20 protein-coding genes are annotated in these 22,369 nt (G+C 73.6%); 12 read left to right on the top strand and 8 right to left on the bottom strand.

What is annotated here, in order from left to right:
• The first annotated feature begins 76 nt into the window (after positions 1–76).
• Complete coding sequence (locus ACN269_RS16660; protein ID WP_421473289.1) at positions 77–517, top strand: hypothetical protein; 441 nt, start codon at positions 77–79, stop codon at positions 515–517.
• On the opposite strand, the gene ACN269_RS16655 is transcribed toward ACN269_RS16660, so the two are convergent.
• Both ACN269_RS16655 and ACN269_RS16650 read right to left on the bottom strand, forming a co-directional pair.
• Positions 514–1,698, bottom strand: coding sequence for a class I SAM-dependent methyltransferase (locus tag ACN269_RS16655; protein WP_421473288.1), 1,185 nt, complete (start codon positions 1,696–1,698; stop codon positions 514–516). The genes ACN269_RS16660 and ACN269_RS16655 overlap by 4 nt on opposite strands.
• A gap of 91 nt (positions 1,699–1,789) precedes the next feature.
• Positions 1,790–3,460: a DEAD/DEAH box helicase gene (locus ACN269_RS16650; RefSeq protein WP_421473287.1), complete on the bottom strand. Its 1,671-nt coding sequence runs from the start codon at positions 3,458–3,460 to the stop codon at positions 1,790–1,792.
• Between the two features lie 265 nt (positions 3,461–3,725).
• On the opposite strand from ACN269_RS16650, the gene ACN269_RS16645 reads away from it, so the two are divergent.
• Positions 3,726–4,367, top strand: coding sequence for a ferritin-like fold-containing protein (locus ACN269_RS16645; RefSeq protein ID WP_421473286.1), 642 nt, complete (start codon positions 3,726–3,728; stop codon positions 4,365–4,367).
• 67 nt (positions 4,368–4,434) lie between these two features.
• Here ACN269_RS16645 and ACN269_RS16640 read toward each other — a convergent pair whose 3' ends face one another.
• Together ACN269_RS16640 and ACN269_RS16635 are read right to left on the bottom strand one after the other, a co-directional pair.
• Positions 4,435–4,662 (bottom strand): DUF3107 domain-containing protein, encoded by a 228-nt coding sequence (locus ACN269_RS16640; RefSeq protein ID WP_030329796.1) that lies wholly within the window; start codon positions 4,660–4,662, stop codon positions 4,435–4,437.
• 61 nt (positions 4,663–4,723) lie between these two features.
• Positions 4,724–5,362 (bottom strand): TetR/AcrR family transcriptional regulator, encoded by a 639-nt coding sequence (locus ACN269_RS16635; protein ID WP_396799799.1) that lies wholly within the window; start codon positions 5,360–5,362, stop codon positions 4,724–4,726.
• 147 nt (positions 5,363–5,509) lie between these two features.
• Between ACN269_RS16635 and ACN269_RS16630 the strand changes: the two genes are divergently transcribed.
• The 6 genes from ACN269_RS16630 (at position 5,510) to ACN269_RS16605 (ending at position 14,047) form a co-directional block, all read left to right on the top strand.
• Positions 5,510–8,911 carry a hypothetical protein gene (locus ACN269_RS16630; RefSeq protein WP_421473285.1) on the top strand — a complete coding sequence of 1,134 codons (3,402 nt, stop codon included), beginning with the start codon at positions 5,510–5,512 and terminating at the stop codon, positions 8,909–8,911.
• Between the two features lie 146 nt (positions 8,912–9,057).
• Positions 9,058–10,032 (top strand): alpha/beta fold hydrolase, encoded by a 975-nt coding sequence (locus tag ACN269_RS16625; RefSeq protein WP_421473284.1) that lies wholly within the window; start codon positions 9,058–9,060, stop codon positions 10,030–10,032.
• Between the two features lie 5 nt (positions 10,033–10,037).
• The gene (locus ACN269_RS16620) at positions 10,038–10,874 is read left to right on the top strand and encodes a DUF3152 domain-containing protein (protein WP_421473283.1); all 837 of its coding nucleotides are present in this window, start codon (positions 10,038–10,040) and stop codon (positions 10,872–10,874) included.
• 77 nt (positions 10,875–10,951) lie between these two features.
• Positions 10,952–11,779, top strand: coding sequence for a DUF3152 domain-containing protein (locus ACN269_RS16615; RefSeq protein ID WP_421473282.1), 828 nt, complete (start codon positions 10,952–10,954; stop codon positions 11,777–11,779).
• A 108-nt stretch (positions 11,780–11,887) separates the two neighbouring features.
• The gene (gene moeZ, locus ACN269_RS16610; protein ID WP_421473281.1) at positions 11,888–13,069 is read left to right on the top strand and encodes an adenylyltransferase/sulfurtransferase MoeZ; all 1,182 of its coding nucleotides are present in this window, start codon (positions 11,888–11,890) and stop codon (positions 13,067–13,069) included.
• Between the two features lie 96 nt (positions 13,070–13,165).
• On the top strand, positions 13,166–14,047 hold the full coding sequence (locus ACN269_RS16605; RefSeq protein WP_421476374.1) for a prenyltransferase/squalene oxidase repeat-containing protein: 882 nt from the start codon (positions 13,166–13,168) through the stop codon (positions 14,045–14,047).
• On the opposite strand, the gene ACN269_RS16600 is transcribed toward ACN269_RS16605, so the two are convergent.
• Positions 14,044–15,285: a glutamate-5-semialdehyde dehydrogenase gene (locus ACN269_RS16600; protein ID WP_421473280.1), complete on the bottom strand. Its 1,242-nt coding sequence runs from the start codon at positions 15,283–15,285 to the stop codon at positions 14,044–14,046. The genes ACN269_RS16605 and ACN269_RS16600 overlap by 4 nt on opposite strands.
• A 91-nt stretch (positions 15,286–15,376) precedes the next feature.
• Positions 15,377–16,534, bottom strand: a complete 1,158-nt coding sequence (gene proB / locus ACN269_RS16595) for a glutamate 5-kinase (protein WP_421473279.1) — start codon at positions 16,532–16,534, stop codon at positions 15,377–15,379.
• Positions 16,535–16,547: 13 nt separating this feature from the next.
• On the opposite strand from proB, the gene ACN269_RS16590 reads away from it, so the two are divergent.
• The 3 genes from ACN269_RS16590 to ACN269_RS16580 are packed head-to-tail and all read left to right on the top strand — an operon-like array spanning position 16,548 to position 19,831.
• Entirely contained in the window at positions 16,548–16,862 is a 315-nt protein-coding gene (locus tag ACN269_RS16590) for an MGMT family protein (RefSeq protein ID WP_421473278.1), read from the top strand.
• A gap of 32 nt (positions 16,863–16,894) precedes the next feature.
• Positions 16,895–18,295: an MFS transporter gene (locus ACN269_RS16585; RefSeq protein WP_421473277.1), complete on the top strand. Its 1,401-nt coding sequence runs from the start codon at positions 16,895–16,897 to the stop codon at positions 18,293–18,295.
• A gap of 27 nt (positions 18,296–18,322) precedes the next feature.
• Positions 18,323–19,831 carry a pyridoxal phosphate-dependent decarboxylase family protein gene (locus tag ACN269_RS16580; RefSeq protein WP_421473276.1) on the top strand — a complete coding sequence of 503 codons (1,509 nt, stop codon included), beginning with the start codon at positions 18,323–18,325 and terminating at the stop codon, positions 19,829–19,831.
• A gap of 46 nt (positions 19,832–19,877) precedes the next feature.
• Here ACN269_RS16580 and ACN269_RS16575 read toward each other — a convergent pair whose 3' ends face one another.
• Positions 19,878–21,083 carry a hypothetical protein gene (locus ACN269_RS16575; RefSeq protein WP_421473275.1) on the bottom strand — a complete coding sequence of 402 codons (1,206 nt, stop codon included), beginning with the start codon at positions 21,081–21,083 and terminating at the stop codon, positions 19,878–19,880.
• Entirely contained in the window at positions 21,076–21,612 is a 537-nt protein-coding gene (locus tag ACN269_RS16570; RefSeq protein WP_357134126.1) for a SigE family RNA polymerase sigma factor, read from the bottom strand. The genes ACN269_RS16575 and ACN269_RS16570 overlap by 8 nt, the downstream gene beginning before the upstream one ends.
• A 178-nt stretch (positions 21,613–21,790) precedes the next feature.
• On the opposite strand from ACN269_RS16570, the gene ACN269_RS16565 reads away from it, so the two are divergent.
• The gene (locus ACN269_RS16565) at positions 21,791–22,357 is read left to right on the top strand and encodes an NADH-quinone oxidoreductase subunit B (RefSeq protein ID WP_421473274.1); all 567 of its coding nucleotides are present in this window, start codon (positions 21,791–21,793) and stop codon (positions 22,355–22,357) included.
• Positions 22,358–22,369: the final 12 nt, after the last annotated feature.

Raw genomic sequence — 22,369 nt, 5'->3', positions numbered from 1 at the left:
TACTAAGCTCGGTGCCCGTCCCGGCACGGCGCACACGCGCCTGCCGTGTTCGCCCGGACCACCGCCGAGGAGCACCATGGCCGAATCGCGCCGTCCGCAGCCGTACCAGCCCGGTGCGGTGAGCCTCTTCTTCGTCGTCAAGGCCGGCGTCTTCGCCGCCGGGTTCTGGACCTGGCTGCTGATCCTGGTGCTCCGCACCGACGCGGCGACCGGTGCCCAGGTGCTGGCCGCCACCGGCGCGATCACCACCACGCTGGTCGCCGTGGTGCTGGGCACCCGGATGGCGCTACAGCAGAACGCGGCCGTCCGGCACGCCGAGACGAAGAAGCTGCTCGTCGACATCTCCTGGAACGCGTTCACGGCCGCCGGCAACGCCGAAAGCTCGGGAAAGGTCGTGCCCTTCCCGAGCAGCCCGGTCGACGACGACCGCGCGACGCGTAACGGCGGGGACCGGGTGTCGGTCTTCGACCGGCCCGGAAGCCGGGACCGGGGCAGCAACGCCGACCGCCGACGCTAGGGCCTGTTCCGTGAGGGCTGGCCGGGTTGGTCGCCGGCCCCCGCATCGTCGGCCAGCAGGACCTCCAGCCGGGGCGTGACCTGCCACTGGTCGACCAGTTCGCGGTACTCCGCGTGCCGGGGGTCGGCGACACCGGTGTGACGGGCGCGGATCAGCAGGTTGCGGGGGGTGTGTTGGGAGTCGACGAACTCCACCACCTCGGCCCGGTAACCGTGCGTCCGCAGCAGGCCGGCGCGCAGCGCGTCGGTGAGCACGTCGGCGAAGCGCTCGCGCAGGATGCCCTGCCGGGTCAGCAACTCGTACGGCGCGGGGGTGGGCTGCGCGCGTAGCTGCTTGGCCAGGTCGTGGTGACAGCAGGGCGCGGCGAGTACCCAGCGGGCCTGCCAGCGCACCGCGCGGGCCAGCGCCTCGTCGGTGGCGGTGTCGCAGGCGTGCAGTGCCAGCACCAGGTCCGGGGCGGGTTCGACGACGGCCTCGGCGATCGTGCCGGCGACGAAGCTGACCCTGTCGGCCCAGCCCAGTCGCTGCGCCAGCTCGGTGTTACGCCGACGCTGGTCCTCCCGCACGTCCACGCCGACCAGCTCGACGTCGAGCCCTCGACCCGTCAGGTAGCGGTAGGCGGCGAAGGTCAGGTAGGCGTTGCCGCAGCCGAGGTCGACCACCCGCAGCGGACCGGTCAGGTCGTCGGGCAGGGTCGCGGCCAGCGCCCGCAGGAACGCGTCGACCTGGCGGCGTTTCGCCGCCGAGCCGCCGATCTCGGCGAAGATCGGGTCTCCGGGGTCGAGCAGGTACTCCTTCGCCCGGTCGTTCCCACCCGGCTTCGTCGCCGGTCGGGTCGTCGCCGCGCGGTGTACCTGCGCCTCGCCGGACTTGGTCACCCGGAGTTGGAGGGTCGCGTCGGCGGTCTCCACGTGCCAGTTGCCGAAGGGCTCGGCCAGGAGCTCGTCGACCGCCGCGTCGGCCTCGGGACCGGGAGCGACATTACGGGTGTACGGGCGTACGCCGTCGGAGGTGGTGACCTGAAGCCGGGGCCCGGCCTTGAGCGTCACCGGCCGCAGTTCGGCCCGCTCGACCGTGGGGCGACGGCCGCGACGGCGTCCGGCGGCGACCGCCCGGGTCAGCGCGGGGTCGAGCAGCAGCGCCCGAACCTCGGTCAGGGCGGCGTCAAGTGGTTGCGGCATCGTTCCATCTTTGGCAGGTGGGGTGGGAAGAAGGGAACATCCCCCGCACCGCGCGAGGCGGTGCGGGGGATGTCGGATGTAACTCGCTGGGTCAGTCCGCGGTCGCCTCGGCCGGCGTACCCCCGCCGGAACCGCCACCACGACGGCGTCGGCGGCGGCGCGGCTTCGACGGCTCGCCCTCGGCGTCGGCCGGCTCGGCCGGCGAGGCGTCTGCGGTGATCACGGCGGTCGGCTCACCGGACACCGTCTCGCCGGCCCGGCGGCGACGCCGGCGGCGCGGGGTGCGGGTGGCCTCGTCGCCGGTGGCGTCCGTGGACGTCTCGGCGGCCGGCGTGTCGGCGTCGCCCCGGTCGCGGCGGCCATCGCCCCGGCCGCGGCGCTCGCCACGACCTTCACCGCGTCGACCACCCCGGCCACCGCCGTCGCCCCGGCGCGAGCGGGTGGTGCCGCCGAGGTCTTCCTCGATCTCGGCGGCCAGCCCGGCGCGGGTCCGCTCGGCGGTGGGCAGCGTGCCGCTGACCTCGGTGGAGATGTGCAGGTCGGTGTAGAGGTGCGGGGAGGTGTGGTACGTCTCCGGCGGCTCGGGCATCTCCAGACCTAGGGTCTTGTCGATGATGCGCCAGCGCGGCATGTCGTCCCAGTCGACGAAGGTCACCGCGACGCCGGTCGCCCCGGCCCGGCCGGTACGGCCGATGCGGTGGGTGTAGGTGTCCTGGTCTTCCGGGCAGTCGTAGTTGATCACGTGGGTGACGCCGGTGACGTCCAGGCCCCGGGCCGCGACGTCGGTGGCGACCAGGATGTCGATCTTGCCGGCGCGGAAGGCCCGCAGAGCCCGCTCGCGGGCGCCCTGGCCGAGGTCGCCGTGGACGGCGGCGACCGCGAACCCGCGGAAGTCGAGATCCTCGGCGACCCGGTCGGCGGCCCGCTTGGTACGGGTGAAGATCATGGTCAGCCCACGACCCTCGGCCTGGAGAATGCGCGCCACCACCTCGAGCTTGTTCATCGAGTGGGTGCGGTAGACCAGTTGCTGGGTCTGCGGCGACGGCCCGGTCTCGGCGGTGTGCCCGGCGTGGATCGTCATCGGCTGGCGCAGGAAGCGCCGGGACAGCGTGACGATCGGGTCCGGCATGGTCGCCGAGAAGAGCATCGTCTGCCGGTCTTCCGGAAGCATCGCCAGGATCTTCTCGACGTCGTCGAGGAAGCCCAGGTCGAGCATGCGGTCGGCCTCGTCCAGGACGAGCGCGCGCACCCGGTCGAGGCGGAGGTGCTTCTGCTTCTGCAGGTCCATCAGTCGGCCGGGCGTGCCGACCAGGATCTCGACGCCCTTGCGCAGCGCGTCGATCTGCGGTTCGTACGCCACGCCGCCGTAGATCGGCAGCACCCGGACACCGCGCGTACGGCCGGCGGCGGCCAGGTCCTTGGCGACCTGGATGCCCAGCTCGCGGGTCGGGACGACGACGAGCGCCTGGGGGACGCCGTCGCCACCCTCGTTCGGCGCGAAGACCCGCTCCAGCAGTGGCACGCCGAAGCCGAGGGTCTTGCCGGTGCCGGTGGGCGCCTGACCGATGAGGTCGACGCCGCGCAGCGCGATCGGGATCGCGTACTCCTGGATGGCGAACGCGCGGGTGATGCCGGCCGCGGCCAGCGACTCGACGGTCTCGTCGCGGGCGCCGAGTGCGGCGAAGGTGGGTGCCTCCGGTCGGACCGGGGCGGTGGGGGCCAGTTCCTGGCCGTCCATCAGATCTTGAGTCAGCTCGCTCATCTGGATGTGGGGGTGCCCTCTCGTGGGTGCGCCCCGTCATGTCCTCAGGGCGCGGTCGGTATGACGCGGGCCACACGGTCGGGGGCAGACTGCCGAGCCGGACCGGGCCGCACGCGCACCGCGGGCTGGACTTCGATCAGATCGGCGCCCACGGCAACTGCTCTATGCTACCCGAACAGGCAAGCGCACGTCCCGATTCCCGGTCGGCCAGCCGCCACGCGGGGCGACCGAATGTGAGCTGCCTCACACGCGATAGCCTGCGCTCGTGTCCACCGCCGGTTCCGCCGTCCCCGATCTGCTGGGCCTGGTCGCCTTCGGCGAACTGCTCGCCTTCGAACGCATGGCCATCGACGCGCGGCTCGCCCCGGACCTGCGCCGCCGCGTCGCGCTGAACCAGATGGCCGCGGCCGAGATCGACAACTACCGCCGGCTCGCCGACCGGCTCGCCGCGCTCGGTGTGCCGCCGGAGGAGGCGATGGCACCCTACGTGCGACCGCTACAGGCGTACCACGACTCCACCGAGCCGCGGGACTGGGCCGAGGTCGTCACCAAGGCGTACGTGGGCGACGCCATCACCGACGACTTCATCCGGGAGATCGGCGACGCGCTGGACGGACCCGACCGGACGCTGGTGCTCGACGTGCTGCACGACTCCCGGTACGCGGAATTCGCCGCCGCCGAGATCCGGCTGGCGGTCGCCGACGACCCACGGGTGGCCGGCCGGCTCTCCATGTGGGCCCGGCGGCTGGTCGGCGAGGCGCTGTCCCAGGCCGGCCGCGTCGCCGCCGAACGCGCCACGCTGACCGCGCTGATCACGCAGGCCGAGCGGATGGACGTGCCGGAACTCTTCGCGCGGCTCACCGCCGCGCACACCACGCGAATGGCCGCCGTCGGACTGAACAACTGAACGGGGTCACGCGGTACCGGCCCGCGGCAGGTGGCGCGACGCCGACCTGCCGCGACGGCCGGACCGGTCAGCGGACGGTGAAACCGACCGCTCGGGGGGACGCCTCAGCGATCTCGACGTAGGCGACCTTCTCGACCGGAACGATGACCCGCCGGCCCTTCTCGTCGGTCAGGGAGAGCGTGCCGCCGTTGCCGGCGAAGGCGTCGGTCACGATCTGCTCGATCTCGGCCGGCGACTGCGCGCTGTCCAGAACCAGCTCGCGCGGCGCGTACTGCACGCCGATCTTGACCTCCACTGTGCCTCCTCAACTGGGCGATAACCGCCCTGCGAAGGCTATCCGATCACGGGGGCAGCGGTCAGGCTGACTCACCTTGCAGCGGGAAGCTCGCGATGCCCCGCCAGGACAGCGCCGCGACCAGTGCCTCGGCCTCCGCCTTCGGCACCTGCCGGCCGCCGGCCAGCCAGAACTGCGCGGCCGACTCCGCCGCGCCGACCAGCCCGGAGGCCAGCAACTCGGCGTGTGACCGGCTCACGCCCGTGTCGGAGATGATGGTGTCGGTGATCGCCGCGATGCAGCCCTGCTCGACCCGCTCGACCCGCTGCCGCACCGCCGGGTCGTTGCGCAGGTCCGATTCGTAGACGAGCCGGAACGCCTCGCTCTCGTGATCGACGAAGTCGAAGTAGGCGCGGACCGACGCGCTGACCCGTTCCTTGTTGTCGCTGGTGCCCCGCATCGCCTCGTGCACCTGAGCGACGATGGCGTCGCAGTGGGTGTCCAAGAGCGCCAGGTAGAGGTCCATCTTGCCGGGGAAGTGTTGGTAGAGCACCGGCTTGGAGACCCCGGCCCGCTCGGCGATGTCGTCCATCGCCGCAGCGTGGTAGCCCTGCGCGACGAACACCTCCTGGGCCGCCGCGAGCAGCTGCTTACGGCGCGCGGAGCGGGGCAGGCGGGTGGGCCTGCCAGCGGTCTGTGCGCCGTTCCCCACAGCCGTCATGGGATCCTCCGAGTTCTTCGTACGAGCCGCCATTTTCCCCCCAGACCGGGGCGGCCCCCGACCCCGTCGTGGAATTGGCCCGCCGCTGTAACTTATCGCCACTCTCCCCACACGGTAGCCTCAGCGAGGGCGACCAAGGAGCGCGCGGTGAGTGAAACAGGGCAACCCGGAGCCGCCACCCCGGGAGAGCACGGTGACGGAGCGGGTCAGCACGACGACCCGGGTCGTTCCGGCAACGGGTGGGCGCCCTCGACGGGCGGGTGGTCACCGTCCGGCGAGAGCGAAGCGGCCGGGGAGCAGGCGCCACGATGGCAGCCCGACCCGGCGTCCGGCTGGCGCACCACCTCCACGAGGCACGGGGACCTGCCCGCGCCGCTGCCCGGGTTGACCGGTGCCGCCGAGCGGCCGGCCCGGGTCAACGGCCACCACACGAATGGCGTCCACCAGGCAGACGCTGACGGTGACGGCGTGGTCGACGGCGCCCCGCACGGGGACGCCATGATCAACGGCGCGGATGCGTCCGGTCGTCAGACACCGGTGAGCGCGCCACCGGGGCGGATCGTCGAAGACCGGCCCGACCTGGGCACCGGCCGCCTGGTGGTGCCCGCCCAGCGCCCCGCGCCGCCCGCCGACCAGGGGTCAGGCGAGGCCGAGAGCGGCCGTGCCCGGCACCTGACCGCCGACCCCACCACGCCGCGTGGTGCCCGCTGGGCCGAACCCGGTGTGCCCGGCACCGCACCCATCCAGGTGCCGCCGGTCGGCACGGCGGCCTCGGGCTTCGAGGTGCCACCCGGACTCCACGCGCCGACCGGCGACCGCTCGACGGTCGACGACCGGGAGGCCCGGTCGCGCGCCCGGCGGGATGCGCTCGCACCGGAGGCGTCGGCCGAGTCGGGACACGGCGACGATTCCGAGCCGGAACGCCCCGTCGCCGACACCCGCCGCGTGGGCGAGTCCTCCGCCATCGAGCCGGACTGGTCCGGGCCCAGCTGGAACCGCCCGAGCTGGGGCAGCGGGTGGGCGCCACCCTGGTCCCGGCAGGACGACGAACCGTCCGACCGACCCACGCGGGACGAGTCGGGGCCGGGTTGGGTCGCCGAGCCCAGCGTGCCGTACGAGCCGGTGCGGGCCGAGCAGACTCGTCCGTACGAGCCACTCGCCGCCGAGCCTCCCCGCGCGTACGACATCGCCACCGAGGCGCAGGGGGCAACCGATCGCGGCCGGCCCTCGCGCCCGTCCTGGGCCGGCGAACGTCCGGCCACGACCAGCGTGCCGCCGGAGGCCTCCCGCTCCGAGCCGGCCGAACGCCCGTCCTGGGCCGGCGGGCCGGCGTCCGAGCCGGCCGCTGCGGACCGTCCGTCCTGGGGCGTGCCGGGATCGAGCAACGCGCCGACCGACCCGCCGCCCCGCGCAGACCTCACCCCGACCAGCGGACCCGGGACGCCGACGTCCGCCGCGTCGGCGCGTGACGAGCGTCCGTCCTGGGCTGGCGGTTCCGTGCCGACCAGTGGTCCGCCGGCGGTGGAACGTCCGTCCTGGGCCGGGGGTTCCGTGCCGACCAGCGCCGGTCAGGCGGAGCCGACCAGTGGTCCGCCGGCTGCTGACCGCCCGTCCTGGGCCGCTCCGGCATCGGCCCTTCCGCCGCCGCGTCCCTCCTGGGCCGGCGAGTCGGATCCGGCTCCGACCAGCCTCGGGGCGGCACGCCCGTCCCGGCCCGCTGCTGAGGCCTCCGAGGGCACGCCTGCGCGCCCAACCTGGGCCGGCCCCCCGCCGGTGGAACCGTCGGCGCCGGTCGATCCGCCGCCGGCGCCCGCCGGTCCACCGGCGGCGGTGGTGGATGCGCCGTCGCAGAGCACGCCGTCAGCGACGACGCCCGTCCGCCCGCCGGCCGAGCGTCCGTCATGGGCAGCAAGCTCGTCGACGCCTGCGGCGAGCGCGGCGGCCGATCGCCCGTCGTGGGCGGCGAGCTCGTCGACGCCTGCGGCCGATCGCCCGTCGTGGGCGGCGAGCTCGTCGACGCCTGCGGCGAGCGCGGCCGCCGAGCGACCGGACTGGTCCGAGGGGCGCATCCCGGCGGCCTCGCCGTCCGATCGCCCGTCCTGGCCGGTCAGCCGGCCGGCGAGCGCTGCTCGCGGGAGCGACGCGGAGGAGCCGGGCAAGCCGGTCCGGCCAACCGCGCCGTTCCGGCTCCGGCCGCCGAGCCCCGAGCCACCCGAGCCGTCGACCGTCGGGCCGGCCTCCACCGGCTCGACGGCAACCGGTCCGGCCTCGGCCACCGGGCCGGGGCGACACGACCGGCCGTCATCCGCATCCGCCCCTTCCTACGCGGCCCGCCGATCCGCCCCGGAACCGGCGTCGCCGGCCGACGCCGCCGCCAGCGGTCGACGGCCCGACACGCCGGCGGTACTGCCGCAGCGCGTCCCTGCGCAACCGGACGTGCCCGTTGTGCCGGAGCCGCCAGCTGTGGAACCACCCGCCGAAACCCCCGAACTCGCGCGCATCGCCACCCACCTGCGCCGTGACGACGAGCCCGCTCCGTTGCGGGAGCGTCCCGAGGGATTCGACGTCAACGCCATCCTGGACGCCGTCCGGGAGGTGGCCGGCGTCCGGGACGCGGCGCTGCGTCGTACCCCGGCGGGCGCGCACAGCCTTCGGCTGGACCTGGCCGACGGCGCGGATCCCGCCGAGGTGAGCCGACAGGTCGCCCGGCTGCTCCAGGAACGGATGGGCCTCGCCGCCGCCCCGCAGAACGTGCCCGGCCTGCCGACCACGCCGCCCGCACCGGTCCGCCGCCGCGCCACCGAGCCGCGATCCGCCGAGCCCCGGTCGGGTGGCGCGAAACCTGCGAACGCGCGATCCGCCGAGGCCCGTCCGGCCGAGCCACGCAACAACGGTGCGGAAGCGCGTGTCGCCGAGGGCGGCCCGGCGGCTGCCGAGCAGCGGACCAGCCCGGACGCCGCGCTCCGGCGGCGGACGGGCGCCCCGCACCGGGGCCGCGCCACGGTCGAGGAGCCCGGCTCGGTCTCGGGTGTGCCCGCCGGCGGAGCCACCGGCAGCCCGGCGACGGTCGGTACGTCGTACTCCGGTGGCCAGGTGACCACGACGGAGTCGGCGCCGTCGCGACCGCTGGACACGGGCGGTGCGCCGGGGCCACGCGTGGTCATCGACCACGTGCAGGTCAGCACCTTCGGCCTGGACGCCAACGTGGAGGTACGGCTGCTGGCCGGCGACGGCACCGCCGCCGGGTACGCGACCGGACCGGCGGTGGACGGTTACGTGCTGCGGCTCTGCGCGGTGGCTGCCGCCGCGGCCGTCGACGAGTTGCTGCGCGGGACCGAGAACGCCGAGCGTGGCCGCTGCTTCGTCGAACACGCGGCGGTGGTGCCGTTCGGCAACTGCGAGGTGGCCACCGTGGTGGTGCTGCTGGTCTGCGACGGCTGGGTCGAGCAGCTCGCCGGCTCGGCACTGGTGGCCGGCGATCCGCGGCAGGCGGTGGTTCGAGCCACGCTCGCGGCGGTCAACCGTCGGCTGGAGGCGCTGCTGTCCTAAGGGCCTGTTTCATAAGAACTGGCCGGCCTGCGGCGGGCCCGGACGCCACCGCGCCTTGCCGGATCGCCGCCCGGACTCCGCCTCGGCTCGACCGCCCTTATAAAACAGGCCCTAAGTGCCGGTTCGGTGCGAGGCAGACTGGAGGCATGAAGCGTGCCACCCTCTGGCCGGACCATCTCCTTCCCGACGCCGGTGTGCCGCCACCGTGGCCGGGTCGGGAGGTCCGCCTCGACGGCCAGGTCACGTACGTTCGGGACACCCCCGCGACGACGGCGGACGCGGAGCCGGCGCTGTTCGTGCACGGGCTGGGCGGCTCGTCGCAGAACTGGACGGACCTGGCCGGGCTGCTCAGCGACCGGTTGGACAGCCAGGCCATCGACCTGCCCGGGTTCGGCCGCAGCGAGCCGGGCCGGCGCTACACGATCCCGGCCTTCGCCGACCTGGTCATCCGGTGGATCGAGCACTCCGGGCGGGGACCGGTCCACCTGTTCGGCAACTCGCTGGGTGGCGCGGTCTCGGTCCAGGTGGCGGGGCTGCGGCCGGACCTGGTCCGCACCCTCACCCTGATCTCTCCGGCGCTGCCTTTCCTGGACTTCCGGCGGTCGTTGCAGGGCAGGATGCTGCCGGTGCTGGCCATTCCGGGGGGCGAGCGGCTGGTTGCCCGGCATCTCACCCAGCTCGCGCCCGAGGTGATGGCCGAGCAGGTGCTGGAGGCGTGCGTCGCCGACCTCAGCCGGATCTGCGATCAGCGCCGGGCCGAGGCGTTGGAGGAGATCCGGGTGCGGTACGAGGCGGCGCACTACGCGGCCGCGTACGTCCGGACGTTCCGGGGTCTGGTCTCCAGCTTCCTGCGGGCGTACCTGCCAGGGTCGGGCTCGCTGTGGCGGCTCGCCGGGGCGGTCCGTGCGCCGACGCTCGTGGTGGGGGGTCGGCAGGATCGGCTGGTCGACGTCCGGGTGGCGCCGCAGACCGCCCGGGTCATCCCAGACAGCCGCCTGTTGATGCTCGACGGCGTCGGTCACGTGGCGCAGTTGGAGGTGCCCCGCCTGGTCGCCCGCGCGGTGGTGGGTCTGCTCACCGAAAAGGGGGACGCCGCCCGGCGGTCCGATCTGGCAGGCTGACCCGGATGTTCAGATCCGCTCCCCGCCACCGACGCTTCGCCCTGATCGCCCAGTTGGTCGCGGTGGTGCTGGCGATCGGCGCGGCGGTGACCGTGGTCGCCGAGGAGCGGCACGAGCCGTCCGACCGGCTGACCGCCGACGAGGCCGCTGCGCCGCTGGTGGCAGGGCCGCCCTCGGCGTCGCCGAGTTCGTCGCCGAGCGCGCGGGTGGCGGCGTCGCCGAGCGCGCCGCCGCTGCTGCGGATGCCCGGTGCGGTCCCGAGCGCGGGGTCCGGGCGGTTCGACCACGACGACCGCTCCGGGCCGGTCCTGGGCCGCGCGGGTGAGCTGCGTCGTTACCGGGTAGCGGTCGAGTCGGGCAGCAACGAGGACGCGGCCGCGTTCGCGCAGGCCGTCCAGGTGGCGCTCACCGGGCCGGGTAGCTGGGTCGACAGCGGTCGGCTGCGGTTGCAGCAGGTGCCCGGGGATGCTCCCCGGGACTTCACCGTCTATCTGGCGACGGCCCGTACGGCGGGCCGGATGTGCGCTGCGGGTGGGGTGGACATCCGGGTCGACGGGCGGCCGTACACCTCCTGCCGCGCGCCGGGTCAGGTGATCGTCAACCTGGACCGGTGGCGGTTGTCGGTGCCGCACTACGTCTCGGCGCGCGTGCCGCTGTCGGTGTACCGGACGTACGTGGTCAACCACGAGGTCGGTCACCAGCTCGGGCACCATCACGAGCGCTGCCCGGGGGCGGGGCGTCCGGCGCCGGTGATGATGCAGCAGACCCTCTTCCTCAACGGGTGCCGGGCCAATCCGTGGCCGTACGTCGACGGTCGGCGCTACGCCGGGCCGGCACTCTGAGCCGACCACTTAGCCGTATTGCGGTAATAGACGGCAAAAGCGGAGAATTGCCCGAATAATCTGGCAGGCTTGGCGTCATGACGCCGTCGTCCCCTTACGGCCCGCCCGAGCCGTCCGACCCCTCGGCAGGGTCGGCGGACGAGGGCGCGCGTCCCAGTCTCGTGCGGATGCGCCGACGCCGACGCCGCAGTCTGCTGCTCGGTGTGCTCGTCCTCGCCACCGCCGTCGGCGTGACCGTGGCGCGCGGGGGTGAACCGCCGGTCGACGCGCCGCCCACCCCGACGCCGGGCGGCATGGGCGTGGGCGGCGGGGCGGCCCATCCGGCACCCAGCGACTATCCGTCGGTCGGCGCGGGACGGTTCGCCGCCGCCGACGGGGAAACCGCGGTGCACGGCGAGGACGGACCGCTACGCCGGTACCGCGTCGTGGTCGAGCGCGACAGCGGCCAGGACGTCGACGCGTTCGCGGCACGGGTGGACGAGGTGCTGGCCGACCCGCGTAGCTGGATCGCCTCCGGCGAGCTGCGCGTGCAGCGGGTGGCCGACGCGCGGGCCGCCGACTTCACCATCTACCTAGCCACCCCGGTCACGTCGGAGCGGATGTGCGCCGAGGGCGGCCTGTCCACCGAGCGCTACACGTCCTGCCGGCTGCCCGGCCGGGTCATCATCAACCTGGCCCGCTGGCAGGAGGCGGTGCCCGACTACGGCGCACCGCTGCAGACGTACCGCACCTACGTGATCAACCACGAGGTCGGCCACGAACTCGGCGCGGAGCACGAGGCGTGCCCCGGCCCGGGCGAGCCCGCCCCGGTGATGCAGCAGCAGACGTACGGGCTGCAGGGCTGCGTGGCCAACGCCTGGCCCTACCTCGACGGCCGTCGCTACGCCGGTGACGTCGTCCCCTGAGTTATTCCCGCTCCCGCATGGCGGACCACGTGTCCTCCCTCATGGCCGAGCGGGGCCCCGGCGAGCAACAATGGCGCGGTTCACACCGCCGATCCCGGGGAGTCCACCGTGTCGTTGCCCCCGCTCGTCGAGCCCGCCGCCGAGCTGACCGTTGACGAGATCCGCCGCTACTCGCGCCACCTGATCATCCCGGACGTCGGGGTGGCCGGGCAGAAGCGGCTGAAGAACGCCCGGGTGCTCTGTGTCGGCGCCGGTGGCCTCGGCTCACCCGCCCTGCTGTACCTCGCCGCGGCGGGGGTCGGCACCCTCGGCATCATCGACTTCGACACCGTCGACGAGTCCAACCTCCAGCGCCAGGTCATCCACGGCGTGTCCGACGTCGGCCGGTCCAAGGCCGAGTCCGCCGCCGCGTCGATCCGCGAGATCAACCCGCTGGTCAACGTGGAGATCCACAACACCGCGTTGGACCGGGAGAACGTCCGCGAGATCTTCGCCCAGTACGACCTGATCGTCGACGGCACCGACAACTTCGCCACCCGCTACATGGTCAACGACGCGGCGGTGCTGCTCGGCAAGCCGTACGTCTGGGGTTCGATCTACCGGTTCGACGGGCAGGCGTCGGTGTTCTGGGCCGAGCACGGGCCCTGCTACCGCTGCCTCTACCCGGAGCCGCCGCCGCCCGGCATGGTCCCCTCCTGCGCCGAGGGTGGCGTGCTCGGCGTGCTCTGCGCGTCGATCGGGTCGATCCAGGTGAACGAGGCGATCAAGCTGCTCACCGGCATCGGCGAGCCGCTGGTGGGCCGGCTCATGGTCTACGACGCCCTGGAGATGGAGTACCGCAAGATCAAGGTCCGGAAGGACCCGAACTGCGTGCTCTGCGGCGAGAACCCGAGCGTCACCGACCTGCTGGAAGACTACGAGGACTTCTGCGGCGCGGTCTCGGTTGAGGCCCAGGAGGCGACGCTCGACTCGACCATCACCGCGCTGGAGCTCAAGGAGTGGCAGGACGCCGGCAAGGACATCTTCCTCGTCGACGTGCGGGAGCCGGCCGAGTACGAGATCGTGCGGATCCCGGGTGCCACCCTGATCCCCAAGGGCGACATCATCTCCGGCGAGGCCCTCGCCAAGCTCCCGCAGGACAAGCAGATCGTGCTGCACTGCAAGTCCGGCGTCCGCTCCGCCGAGGCGCTCGCCGCGCTGAAGTCGGCCGGGTTCCGTGACGCCGTGCACGTGCAGGGCGGCGTGCTCTCCTGGATCAAGCAGATCGACCCGTCGCTGCCCGCGTACTGACCGGTGGAGCCGGGGCGGCCCTGTCGTCCCGGCTCCGACCCGGCGCGCGTCGATCGACGCGGATAGCTCCAACCGAAGCGACGCAGCCATCTCCAGCTGGCCGATTCCCCGAGGCGGGATCGCGTCTGCGCAGGTAGCGTCTCCGCCGTGGTCGACTTGGAAGCCGCGATCGGGTTCGTCGTGGCGCACGGGGACGCGGTGGAACGCGCCCGCCTCTCCTGGCTGCGCAACGGCACGCCCGCCGCGCCCGAGCTGTTGGACGCGGCCGAGGTCGGCCAGTCGCCCGACGGTGGCTGGCCGGCGACCTGGGGCGGTGAGGTCGCCTCGGTCGACGCCACCTGTTTCCGCCTCAGCGAGCTGGACGACCTCGGCGCGCTTGGTCGTCCCGCCGCCCGCCGGGCGCTGGACTGGTTGGCGTCCCGGCAGCAGCCCGACGGTGGCTGGGACGAGGACCTCTCCCTGGCCGGCTCGGCACCCGAGTGGGCCCGACCCGGTGACCCCGAGGCCAAACTCTTCCTCACCGCAAACGCCGGCTTCTGGCTCACCGTCGCCGGTCTGGACGCCCGCGCCTCGGGTCCGCTCGATCACCGGGTCGGTGGGGCGTACGCCGGTGTGGTGCAGGCCGCGGCCCAGTCGATCGTCGCCCGGCTGCGCCCGGACGGGAGTTGGCCGTCGTTCCTCGCCGCCGGCTGGCTGAGCGCGGCCGTCCTGCACCGCCAGGACATGTTCCAGGAGTCGGCGCGGATCCAGGTGGTGCTCGCCGAACGGATGGCCACCATGTCGGCGGGCGACGTGGCGTGGCTGGCGGCCACGCTGCGCCGGGTCGGCATCGACTCCCACGACTGGGTCATGGTGCGCGCCCTGCGGCGGCTCGCCGAGACCCAGCGCAGCGACGGTGGGTGGGAGAGCGACGACGGCCACCAGTTCGACGTGCACTCCACGCTGTCCGCGATCCGGGCCTGCCGCCCGGCCGGCTAGCGCACGTGCCCGTCGCCGGTGACGACGTACTTGGTGCTGGTCAGCTCGGGTAGGCCCATCGGCCCCCGGGCGTGCAGCTTCTGCGTGGAGATGCCGATCTCCGCGCCGAAGCCGAACTCGCCACCGTCGGTGAACCGGGTCGACGCGTTCACCATCACCGCCGCCGCGTCCACCCGGGCGACGAACTCGCGGGCGGCGGTCGTCGAGTCGGTGATGATCGCCTCGGTGTGCCCGGTGCCGAAGCGGCGGATGTGCGCGACCGCCGCGTCCAGCGAGTCGACCACCGCCACCGAGATGTCCGCCGACAGGTATTCCGTGCCGTAGTCCTCCTCGGTGGCCGGGACCACGGCGGCCGAGTGGGCGGCCACCTCGGGGGAGCCGTGCACGGTCACCCCGGCCTCGGCGAACGCGGCCAGCATCGGCGGCAGGAACGCGTCGGCGACGTCCGCGTGGACCAGCAGCGACTCGGCGGTGTTGCAGGTGGACAGGCGCTGCGTCTTGGCGTTCAACGTCACCGCGACGGCCTTGGCCAGGTCGGCGGCGGCGTCGACGTAGACGTGGCAGTTGCCCACCCCGGTCTCGATCACCGGCACCGTCGACTCCTCGACCACGGTGCGGATCAGCGACGCGCCACCGCGCGGGATGAGCACGTCGACCAACCCGCGGGCACGCATCAGCTCCTTGACCGAGTCGCGGGAGCTGGCGTCGAGCAGCTGCACCGCGTCGGCCGGCAGACCGGCCTCGGCGACCGCGTCGCGCAGCACCGCGACCAGCGCGGCGTTCGAGTGCGCGGCCGACGACGACCCGCGCAGCAGCGTTGCGTTGCCGGACTTGAGGCAGATGCCGGCCGCGTCCACCGTCACGTTGGGTCGCGCCTCATAGATGATGCCGACCACCCCGAACGGCACCCGGATCTGCCGCAGCTCCAGGCCGTTGGGCAGGGTCGACCCACGGACCACCTCGCCGACCGGGTCGGGCAGCGCGGCCATCTCGCGCAGCGCCCCGGCGATGCCGGCCACCCGGCCCTCGTCGAGGGCGAGCCGGTCCAGCACGGCCGCGCTCAGCCCGGCCTCGCGCCCGGCCGCCAGGTCCGCCTCGTTCGCGGCGAGGACCTCCGGGGTACGCGCCACCAGCGCGTCGGCCATCGCGACCAGCGCGGCGTCCTTGACGGTACGGGTGGCCACGGCCAACTCGGCGGCGGCGTCCCGCGCCCGTCGCGCCTGTTCGGCGACGCTCATGCCGTCACTCCGCTTCGGTGCGTGTGGGCATGAGGCACCGACGCCCTGCGTTGATGATTCGCTCGCTGACGCTCGCTCATGCCAGTACTCCTCACAGCAGTACGAGGTCGTCGCGGTGGACGACCTCCCGTTCGTACGCCGGGCCGAGCGCCGCGGCGAGTTCGGAGGTGGAGCGGCCGAGCAGCCCAGGCAGCTCCACCGCGTCGTAGTTCACCAGGCCACGGGCGACCGGTGCGCCGGCCGTGTCGACCAGGTCCACGGGGTCGCCAGCGGTGAAGGTGCCGTCCACGGCGGTGATGCCGGCCGGCAGCAGCGACTTGCGCCGCCCCACGACGGCGGCCACCGCGCCCGGGTCCAGGTGCAGGCGGCCCCGGGGCGAGGTGGCGTGGGCCAGCCAGAACAGCCGGGCGGTCGGCCGTTGCCGCTGCGGGTGGAACAGCGTGCCGACCGGTTCGCCGGTCAGCGCCGGCGCGGCCAGGTCGGCGGAGGTGAGCACCACGGGGATGCCGAAGCCGGTGGCGATCCTGGCCGCCTCGACCTTTGTCACCATGCCGCCGGTGCCGACGCCGGACCGGCCGGCGCCGCCGATGGTGATGCCGGCGAGGTCCTCCTCGCCGCGCACCTCGGCGATCCGTACCGACTGTGGACGGCTCGGGTCGCCGGTCCAGAGCGCGTCCACGTCGGAGAGGAGCACCAGCAGGTCGGCGTGCACCAGGGCGGCCACCAGGGCGGCCAGCCGGTCGTTGTCGCCGAACCGGATCTCCTCGGTGGCGACCGTGTCGTTCTCGTTGACGATCGGCACGGCCCGCAGGTCGAGCAGTTTGCGCAGGGTGCGGTACGCGTTGCGGTAGTGCGCCCGTCGGGTCACGTCGTCGACGGTGAGCAGCACCTGCCCGACGGTGCGACCGTGCCGGGCGAAGCTGGTCGCGTACCTGCCGATCAGCAGGCCCTGGCCGACGCTGGCGGCGGCCTGCTGGGTGGCCAGGTCGCGCGGACGGCGGGTCAGGCCGAGCGGGGCGAGGCCGGCGGCGATCGCGCCGGAGGAGACCAGCACGACCTCGCGTCCCTCGGCGCCGAGTCGGCCCAGGGTGTCGACGAGCGCGTCGACCCGCTCGTCGGCCAGCCCGCCGGTCGCGGTGGTCAACGAGGAGGAACCGATCTTGACGACGATCCGCCGAGCGGCCATGACTGCGTCGCGCACCCGCCCATTCTGCGTGGTCACGCCCGCGCGTTCCGGTGGCGTTCCCATATGGTGGCCGATTGTGACTCCTGACGAGTACGTCGAGGCGGTGCTGGACCTGGTGGAGCGGATTCCGGAGGGTCGGGTGATGTCGTACGGCGCGGTCGCCGACGCGCTGGCCGAACGCTCGGGTCGCTCCTCGGCGCGACTGGTGGGTGCCATCATGGCCCGGCACGGTGGCTCGGTGCCCTGGCATCGGGTGGTGACCGCGGGCGGCCGGCTGCCACCGGGGCACGAGCGCGAGGCGAGGGCCCGACTGCGGGCCGAAGGGGTGCCGTTGCGCGGCGCGGGGGTGGACATCGCGGCGGCCGGTTGGTCGCCCGGAGAGGGGATGTGACCCCCGCCATAACGTGAGTAACATTCGGCCCCATGAACCAGCCGCCGGGTGCTGCCGGCCTGCCCGCCACCGGTCGGCTGCCCCGCCCGGTGCACGTCGGATACGCGCTCGGCTCGCTGGCCACCGGCGCGTTCGGCACCGTGCCCGGCCTGCTGTTGCTGCCCTACCTGACCGACACGCTCGGCGTCGCCGCCGGGGTGGCCGCCCTCCTGGTGCTGCTGCCGAAAGCGTGGGACGTGCTGGTGAACCCGGTCGCCGGCCGGATCTCCGATCGCACCCGGTCACGCTGGGGCGCACGCCGCCCGTACCTGCTCGTGGCCGGTCTCGCGCTCGCCGTGCTCTTCGCGGCCATCTTCGCGGCGCCGTTCGACAACGGGCCGGCCGCCGCCACGTACGTGGCGCTCGCCTTCCTGGCCACGGCCACCGCGTTCGCCTTCTTCCAGGTCCCGTACATGGCGATGCCCGCCGAGATGACCGACGACCACACCGAACGCACCCGGCTGATGACCTGGCGGATCGCCCTGCTGGCGCTGGCCATCCTGATCTCCGGCGCGGTCGCTCCGCTGGTGGTGACGGCCGGCGGCGACGGGGTACCCGGGCACCGCTGGATGGGCCTGTTCGTGGCGGCGCTCATCGCCGTCGGCGCGCTCGGCGCGTTCCTCGGCACCCGGTCCGCACCCGCTGGTGCGGTCGGCGTCAGCGAACCGTCACTGCGTGCGCAGCTCGCCGTGGCCGGGGCCAACCGACCGTTCCGGGCGTTGCTGATCTGCTTCGTGGTGCAGTCCGTGGGGGTGGCGACCATCCTCGCCGGGGTCAACTACTTCGCGGGGCAGATCCTGCGCGACGACCGGAACGGGCCGACGCTGCTCTTCGCCTGTTTCGTCGGGCCGGCCCTGCTGGTGATGCCGCTCTGGGCCCGGGTCGGCGCGCGGCTGGGCAAGCGAGCCGCCCTGGTCGTCGCCGGACTGATCCTCGCCGCCGGGGCGTTCGCCCTGGTCGCCGCCCCGGTGCTGCCGCCGGTCGTGGTCTACCTGGTGGTCGCGGTGCTCGGCGTCGGTTACGCCGGGCAACAGGTGTTCGCGCTGGCCATGCTCCCCGACTGCATCGCGTACGAGACGGCACGCACCGGTCGACGGCAGGCGGGCGTGTTCACCGGCCTGTGGACCGCCGGGGAGACCTTGGGCCTGGCGCTCGGCCCCGGCATCTACGGGCTCGTGCTGCAAGTGTCCGGCTACGTCTCCTCCGACACCGGAACGGCCGCCGTCCAGTCCGACACGGCGAGGCTCGGCGTCCTGCTCGGCTTCACCCTGATCCCGGCTCTCCTGATCGCTCCCCCCATCCTCCTGCTTCGCCACTACACCCTCCCCACCCCCACCCCCGGGGTCGATCCCCGGGTCGATCAGGGAGTCGTGGTGGGGGACGAAAGCCGTTGACCGTCACGAGAAGGGCACCACAACTCCATGATCGACGAGAGCAGGGTTGCCGCCGGCGCGCTGTCCCGGGACGGGGTCGGCGCCGAACAGGTGCTCGACGAGGTGCGGCGGCTGCGCGCGGCGGACCGGCCCACCCACGGCGGGCGGCTGTTCGCCTACGTCTACGACCCGGCGGTGCCGGGGCTCGATGACCTCGCCGCCGCCGCCCACTCCGCGAGCGCCCACGTCAACGGGCTCGACCCGACCGCGTTCCCATCCCTGCTGGCCATGGAGAACGCGCTCGTCGGCGCGGCCGGCCGGGTGCTCGGTGGCGGCCCGGGCACCACCGCGCCGGACGTGGTCGGCAGCGTCACCAGCGGCGGCACCGAGTCGCTGATCCTCGCCGTCAAGGCGGCCCGGGACGCCCGCCCGGAGATCGCCGAGCCCCGGATCGTCGTGCCGTCGACGGCGCACGCCGCGTTCGCCAAGGCGGCGCACTACCTGCGGGTGGCGCTGGACGTGGTGCCGGTCCCGCCGGACACACTGCGGCCCGAACCCGCCGCGATGGCCGCCGCGATCGGACCGGACACGGTACTGGTCGCCTGCTCCGCGCCCTCGTACGCGCACGGGGTGGTGGATCCGGTCGCCGAGATCGCCGCCGTCGCCGCCGAGGCCGGAGTGCGCTGCCACGTCGACGCCTGCTTCGGCGGTTGGGCCCTGCCGTACCTGCGTCGCCTCGGCGAGCCGGTGCCGGCGTTCGACTTCACCGTCCCCGGCGTCACGTCCATCTCGGTCGACCTGCACAAGTACGCGTACGCGCCGAAGGGCGTGTCGGTGCTGCTGCACCGGGACGCCGCCGGACGCGCGCCGCAGTACTTCGCGTACGCCGACTGGCCCGGCTACACGATGATCAACCCGGTGATCGCCTCGACCCGCTCGGGCGGACCGATCGCCGCCGCGTACGCCACCCTGCGACACCTCGGCGACGCCGGCTACCTGCGGTTGGCCGCCACCACCCGGGACGCGGTCGCGGCCCTGGCCGACGCGGTCCGCGCCGTCGACGGGCTACGGCTGATGGCCGAGCCGGAGTCCACGGTGGTCTGCTTCACCGCCACCGAGGGCGGCCCCGACCTCTTCGTCCTGGTCGACGAGTTGACCGCCCGTGGCTGGCACACCCAGCCCCAGCTGTCGTACGCCGATCTGCCGGCCAGTGTGCATCTCACGGTGACCGCCTCGGTCGCACCCCGGGTGGCCGAGTTCGGCCCGGATCTGGTTGCCGCGGTGACGGCGGCCCTCGCGAGCGGCCCGGTGCGGTTGCCCGCCGAGCTGGCGTCCCTGCTCGGCGCTCTCACCCCCGAGGCCCTGACGCCGGATGTGGTGGCTGGACTGGCCGCCGGGCTGGGCCTGGGCGGTGGCGGCGACACCACCGGTCCGCTGCCGGACCGGATGGCGGTCGTGAACACGCTGCTCGACGCCGCCCCGCCGGCGCTGCGCGAGAGGCTGCTGGTCGAGTTCGTCGGGCTCCTGCAACGCCCCGACTGGGGTTCGGGCGAGTGAACGCCGGTGCCCCACCCCCGTTCGGGGTGGGGCACCGGACGTGACCTCACCGGTAGGTGATCACCACCGTGTTGTCGGGGTCGTAGACCTCCTCCACGAAGTCGAAGCTCGCGTTCATCGGGCGGGCGTCCACGTCTGCCTTCCCGGTGCCGACCGTGACGCCCGAGGCGACCCGGAAGCCCAGCGTGAGCCGGACCTCCTTGCCGGCCCCGAGCTGGTTCAGGTCGCAGGTCACCGGCGACCCAGTCTTCGCCGGGTCGTCGCGGCAGGCCGCCCAGCCGGCGCCGTCCGGACGGACCGCCTCCGGCAGGCCGAGCCGCAGGGCCACGTAGGCGGCGGGTTCGTTGCCCCCGTTGCGGACGCGCACGGTGATCGTGCCGGTGCGGGAGCCGTCGGGCGCGTCGGTCAGCACCAGGTTCGTGGCGCTGACGACGAGGTTGACGTCGTGCGGGTTCGGCCCGAAGCTCGTCGGGCCGGAGACCTGCGCGAAGGACCCGCCCTTGAAGCGGTAGCCCCGCCACTGTCGCTGTGACCACTCAGCGGGCCAGCCACCACCGGGCGCGATGTCGCCGACCTGCACCCGTACCGTGCCGTCGTCCACCACGTCGAGGGCGAACAGCCACTGCGGCTCGTCGTTGCTCGTCGCGACCACCCGGCCCAGCGTGACGATCCTGCCCTGCTGGTCGCGGTCGAAGGCGACCACCTGCATGGGCCCGCCACTGCCGCGCACGCACTGCACCAGGGCCACCGCCTCCTGGACGCCGTCCCCGTCGACGTCCCCCTGGTCGAACGCCAGCAGCCAGTTGGCCCCCTCGCGGTCGTTCCCGCTGAGCCGGATGCCCGAGGTGGCGCAGCCCGAGCCGGCGCGCCACGCCGGCAGGGTCACCGACGCGCCCAGCAGTTGGGCTCGGCTGATCTTCCCGCCCGGTGGGGTGGCGGTCGGGCTGCCGCTCGTCACGGACGGGCTGGGGGCCGGGCTCGCCGAGCTGCTCGGCGTGGGCGAGGCGGAGATGGTCGGCGTGGGGTCGACCGGGCCCGGCTCGCGATCGGGGCCGTTCATCGCCGCGTACCCGACGGCGGCTCCGCCGAACAGCGCGAGCGCCGTCGCGGTGTAGGTGCCCAGCCGGCGACGGCCGCGTAGCCGTGCGGTCCGCCGCACGGCGGCGGGCCCGGGCACCTCGACCTCCGCCAGCACGGTACGGCGGTAGTGGGCGAATTCTTCGGCGAGGTCGAGGATCTCCTGCTCAGACATCTCGCACCTCCTCGGTGGTGTCGCGCAGGTGCGTCGCGAGGGCCGCCCGTCCCCGGTGCAGCCAGGACTTGACGGTCCCCTCCGCGACCCGTTCCTGGGCGGCGATCTCGGCGACCGTCAGGTCGGCGAGGTAGTGCAGCACGACGGCCCGGCGTTGTTTGGGTGGCAACTTGGCCAACGCGGTGTCGAGGGCGACGCGGTCCGGGCTCGGTTCGGCGACGTGTGTCTCCCGTTGCCGCAGCAGCCAGGCCTGCGCGGTCCGCAGCCGTCGCCAGCGGTTGTGGCCGAGGTTCCAGGCGACCCGGCGTACCCAGGCCAGCGGGTCGTCGTACCGGGCGAGCCGACCCCAGTGGGCGTACGCCCGGCAGAACGCCTCCTGGACCAGGTCCTGCGCCTGCCCACGATCACCCGTGTACGCGGTGAGCTGCACCACCAGCGATCGGAAGTGGGCGTGGTAGAAGTCGTCGAAGACCAGTTCGGCGGTCGCGGGGAGAGGGCTTCCCGGCGGGTCGGGGGGCGGCCCGCCCACCCGTACTTCTCCTGTCACAAGCACTCGTCCTCCCCGTGGTGGCCGCAGGCGGCGTGTTCGCCAGCACCGGTCACACACTCGGCCGTGCCCGCCGGTTGCGCTCGAAGCCGGTGGGGTTGCCTGTCCGGTCCGTGACAGCCGGCTGTGATTCACTGTGAGGTGAGGAGAGGGGACGTCCGTGCAGCTACCGGCAGTGCTCGGTGAGCCGATCCGGTTCGTGCTGAACTGGGGGCGCCGCTACTCGCTCTGGGTGTTCAATTTCGGCCTGGCCTGCTGCGCGATCGAGTTCATCGCCACCAGCATGGGCCGGCACGACTTCATCCGACTCGGCGTGATCCCGTTCGCCCACGGTCCCCGACAGGCCGATCTCATGGTCGTCTCCGGCACGGTGACCGACAAGATGGCCCCGGCCATCAAGCGGCTCTACGACCAGATGCCCGAGCCGAAGTACGTCATCTCGTTCGGCGCGTGCTCCAACTGCGGCGGCCCCTACTGGGACTCGTACTCGGTCACCAAGGGCGTCGACCAGCTCATCCCGGTCGACGTCTACGTGCCCGGCTGCCCGCCCCGCCCGGAGGCGCTGCTGCACGGCATCCTGCGCCTACAGGAGAAGATCGCGGCCGAGCAGTCCGGGATCGGCGGCGTGCCGCAGCGGGACCTGCTCGCCGCGCCGGCCGAGGCCAGCGCCCCGCGCTCGGTCGACTCCCTCACGGCCCCACCCGTACGCCCACCCACCGCGAGTTGACCCCGAGGGCTG

Origin of the sequence: Micromonospora sp. WMMD736 (assembly GCF_049179015.1) — a bacterium.
In the GTDB taxonomy this organism is placed as follows: domain Bacteria; phylum Actinomycetota; class Actinomycetes; order Mycobacteriales; family Micromonosporaceae; genus Micromonospora.
This window is presented reverse-complemented; position numbering and strand designations above follow the sequence as displayed.

What these genes read in the sequence shown, in the direction of transcription:
- proB (WP_421473279.1), bottom strand. Translation starts at nt 16,534, where the DNA reads ATGGGAACGCCACCGGAACGCGCGGGCGTGACCACGCAGAATGGGCGG.
- ACN269_RS16615 (WP_421473282.1), top strand. Translation starts at nt 10,952, where the DNA reads ATGACGCCGTCGTCCCCTTACGGCCCGCCCGAGCCGTCCGACCCCTCG.
- ACN269_RS16635 (WP_396799799.1), bottom strand. Translation starts at nt 5,362, where the DNA reads ATGACGGCTGTGGGGAACGGCGCACAGACCGCTGGCAGGCCCACCCGC.
- ACN269_RS16575 (WP_421473275.1), bottom strand. Translation starts at nt 21,083, where the DNA reads ATGTCTGAGCAGGAGATCCTCGACCTCGCCGAAGAATTCGCCCACTAC.
- ACN269_RS16600 (WP_421473280.1), bottom strand. Translation starts at nt 15,285, where the DNA reads ATGAGCGTCGCCGAACAGGCGCGACGGGCGCGGGACGCCGCCGCCGAG.
- ACN269_RS16660 (WP_421473289.1), top strand. Translation starts at nt 77, where the DNA reads ATGGCCGAATCGCGCCGTCCGCAGCCGTACCAGCCCGGTGCGGTGAGC.
- ACN269_RS16650 (WP_421473287.1), bottom strand. Translation starts at nt 3,460, where the DNA reads ATGAGCGAGCTGACTCAAGATCTGATGGACGGCCAGGAACTGGCCCCC.
- ACN269_RS16580 (WP_421473276.1), top strand. Translation starts at nt 18,323, where the DNA reads ATGATCGACGAGAGCAGGGTTGCCGCCGGCGCGCTGTCCCGGGACGGG.
- ACN269_RS16620 (WP_421473283.1), top strand. Translation starts at nt 10,038, where the DNA reads ATGTTCAGATCCGCTCCCCGCCACCGACGCTTCGCCCTGATCGCCCAG.
- ACN269_RS16585 (WP_421473277.1), top strand. Translation starts at nt 16,895, where the DNA reads ATGAACCAGCCGCCGGGTGCTGCCGGCCTGCCCGCCACCGGTCGGCTG.
- ACN269_RS16625 (WP_421473284.1), top strand. Translation starts at nt 9,058, where the DNA reads ATGAAGCGTGCCACCCTCTGGCCGGACCATCTCCTTCCCGACGCCGGT.
- ACN269_RS16655 (WP_421473288.1), bottom strand. Translation starts at nt 1,698, where the DNA reads ATGCCGCAACCACTTGACGCCGCCCTGACCGAGGTTCGGGCGCTGCTG.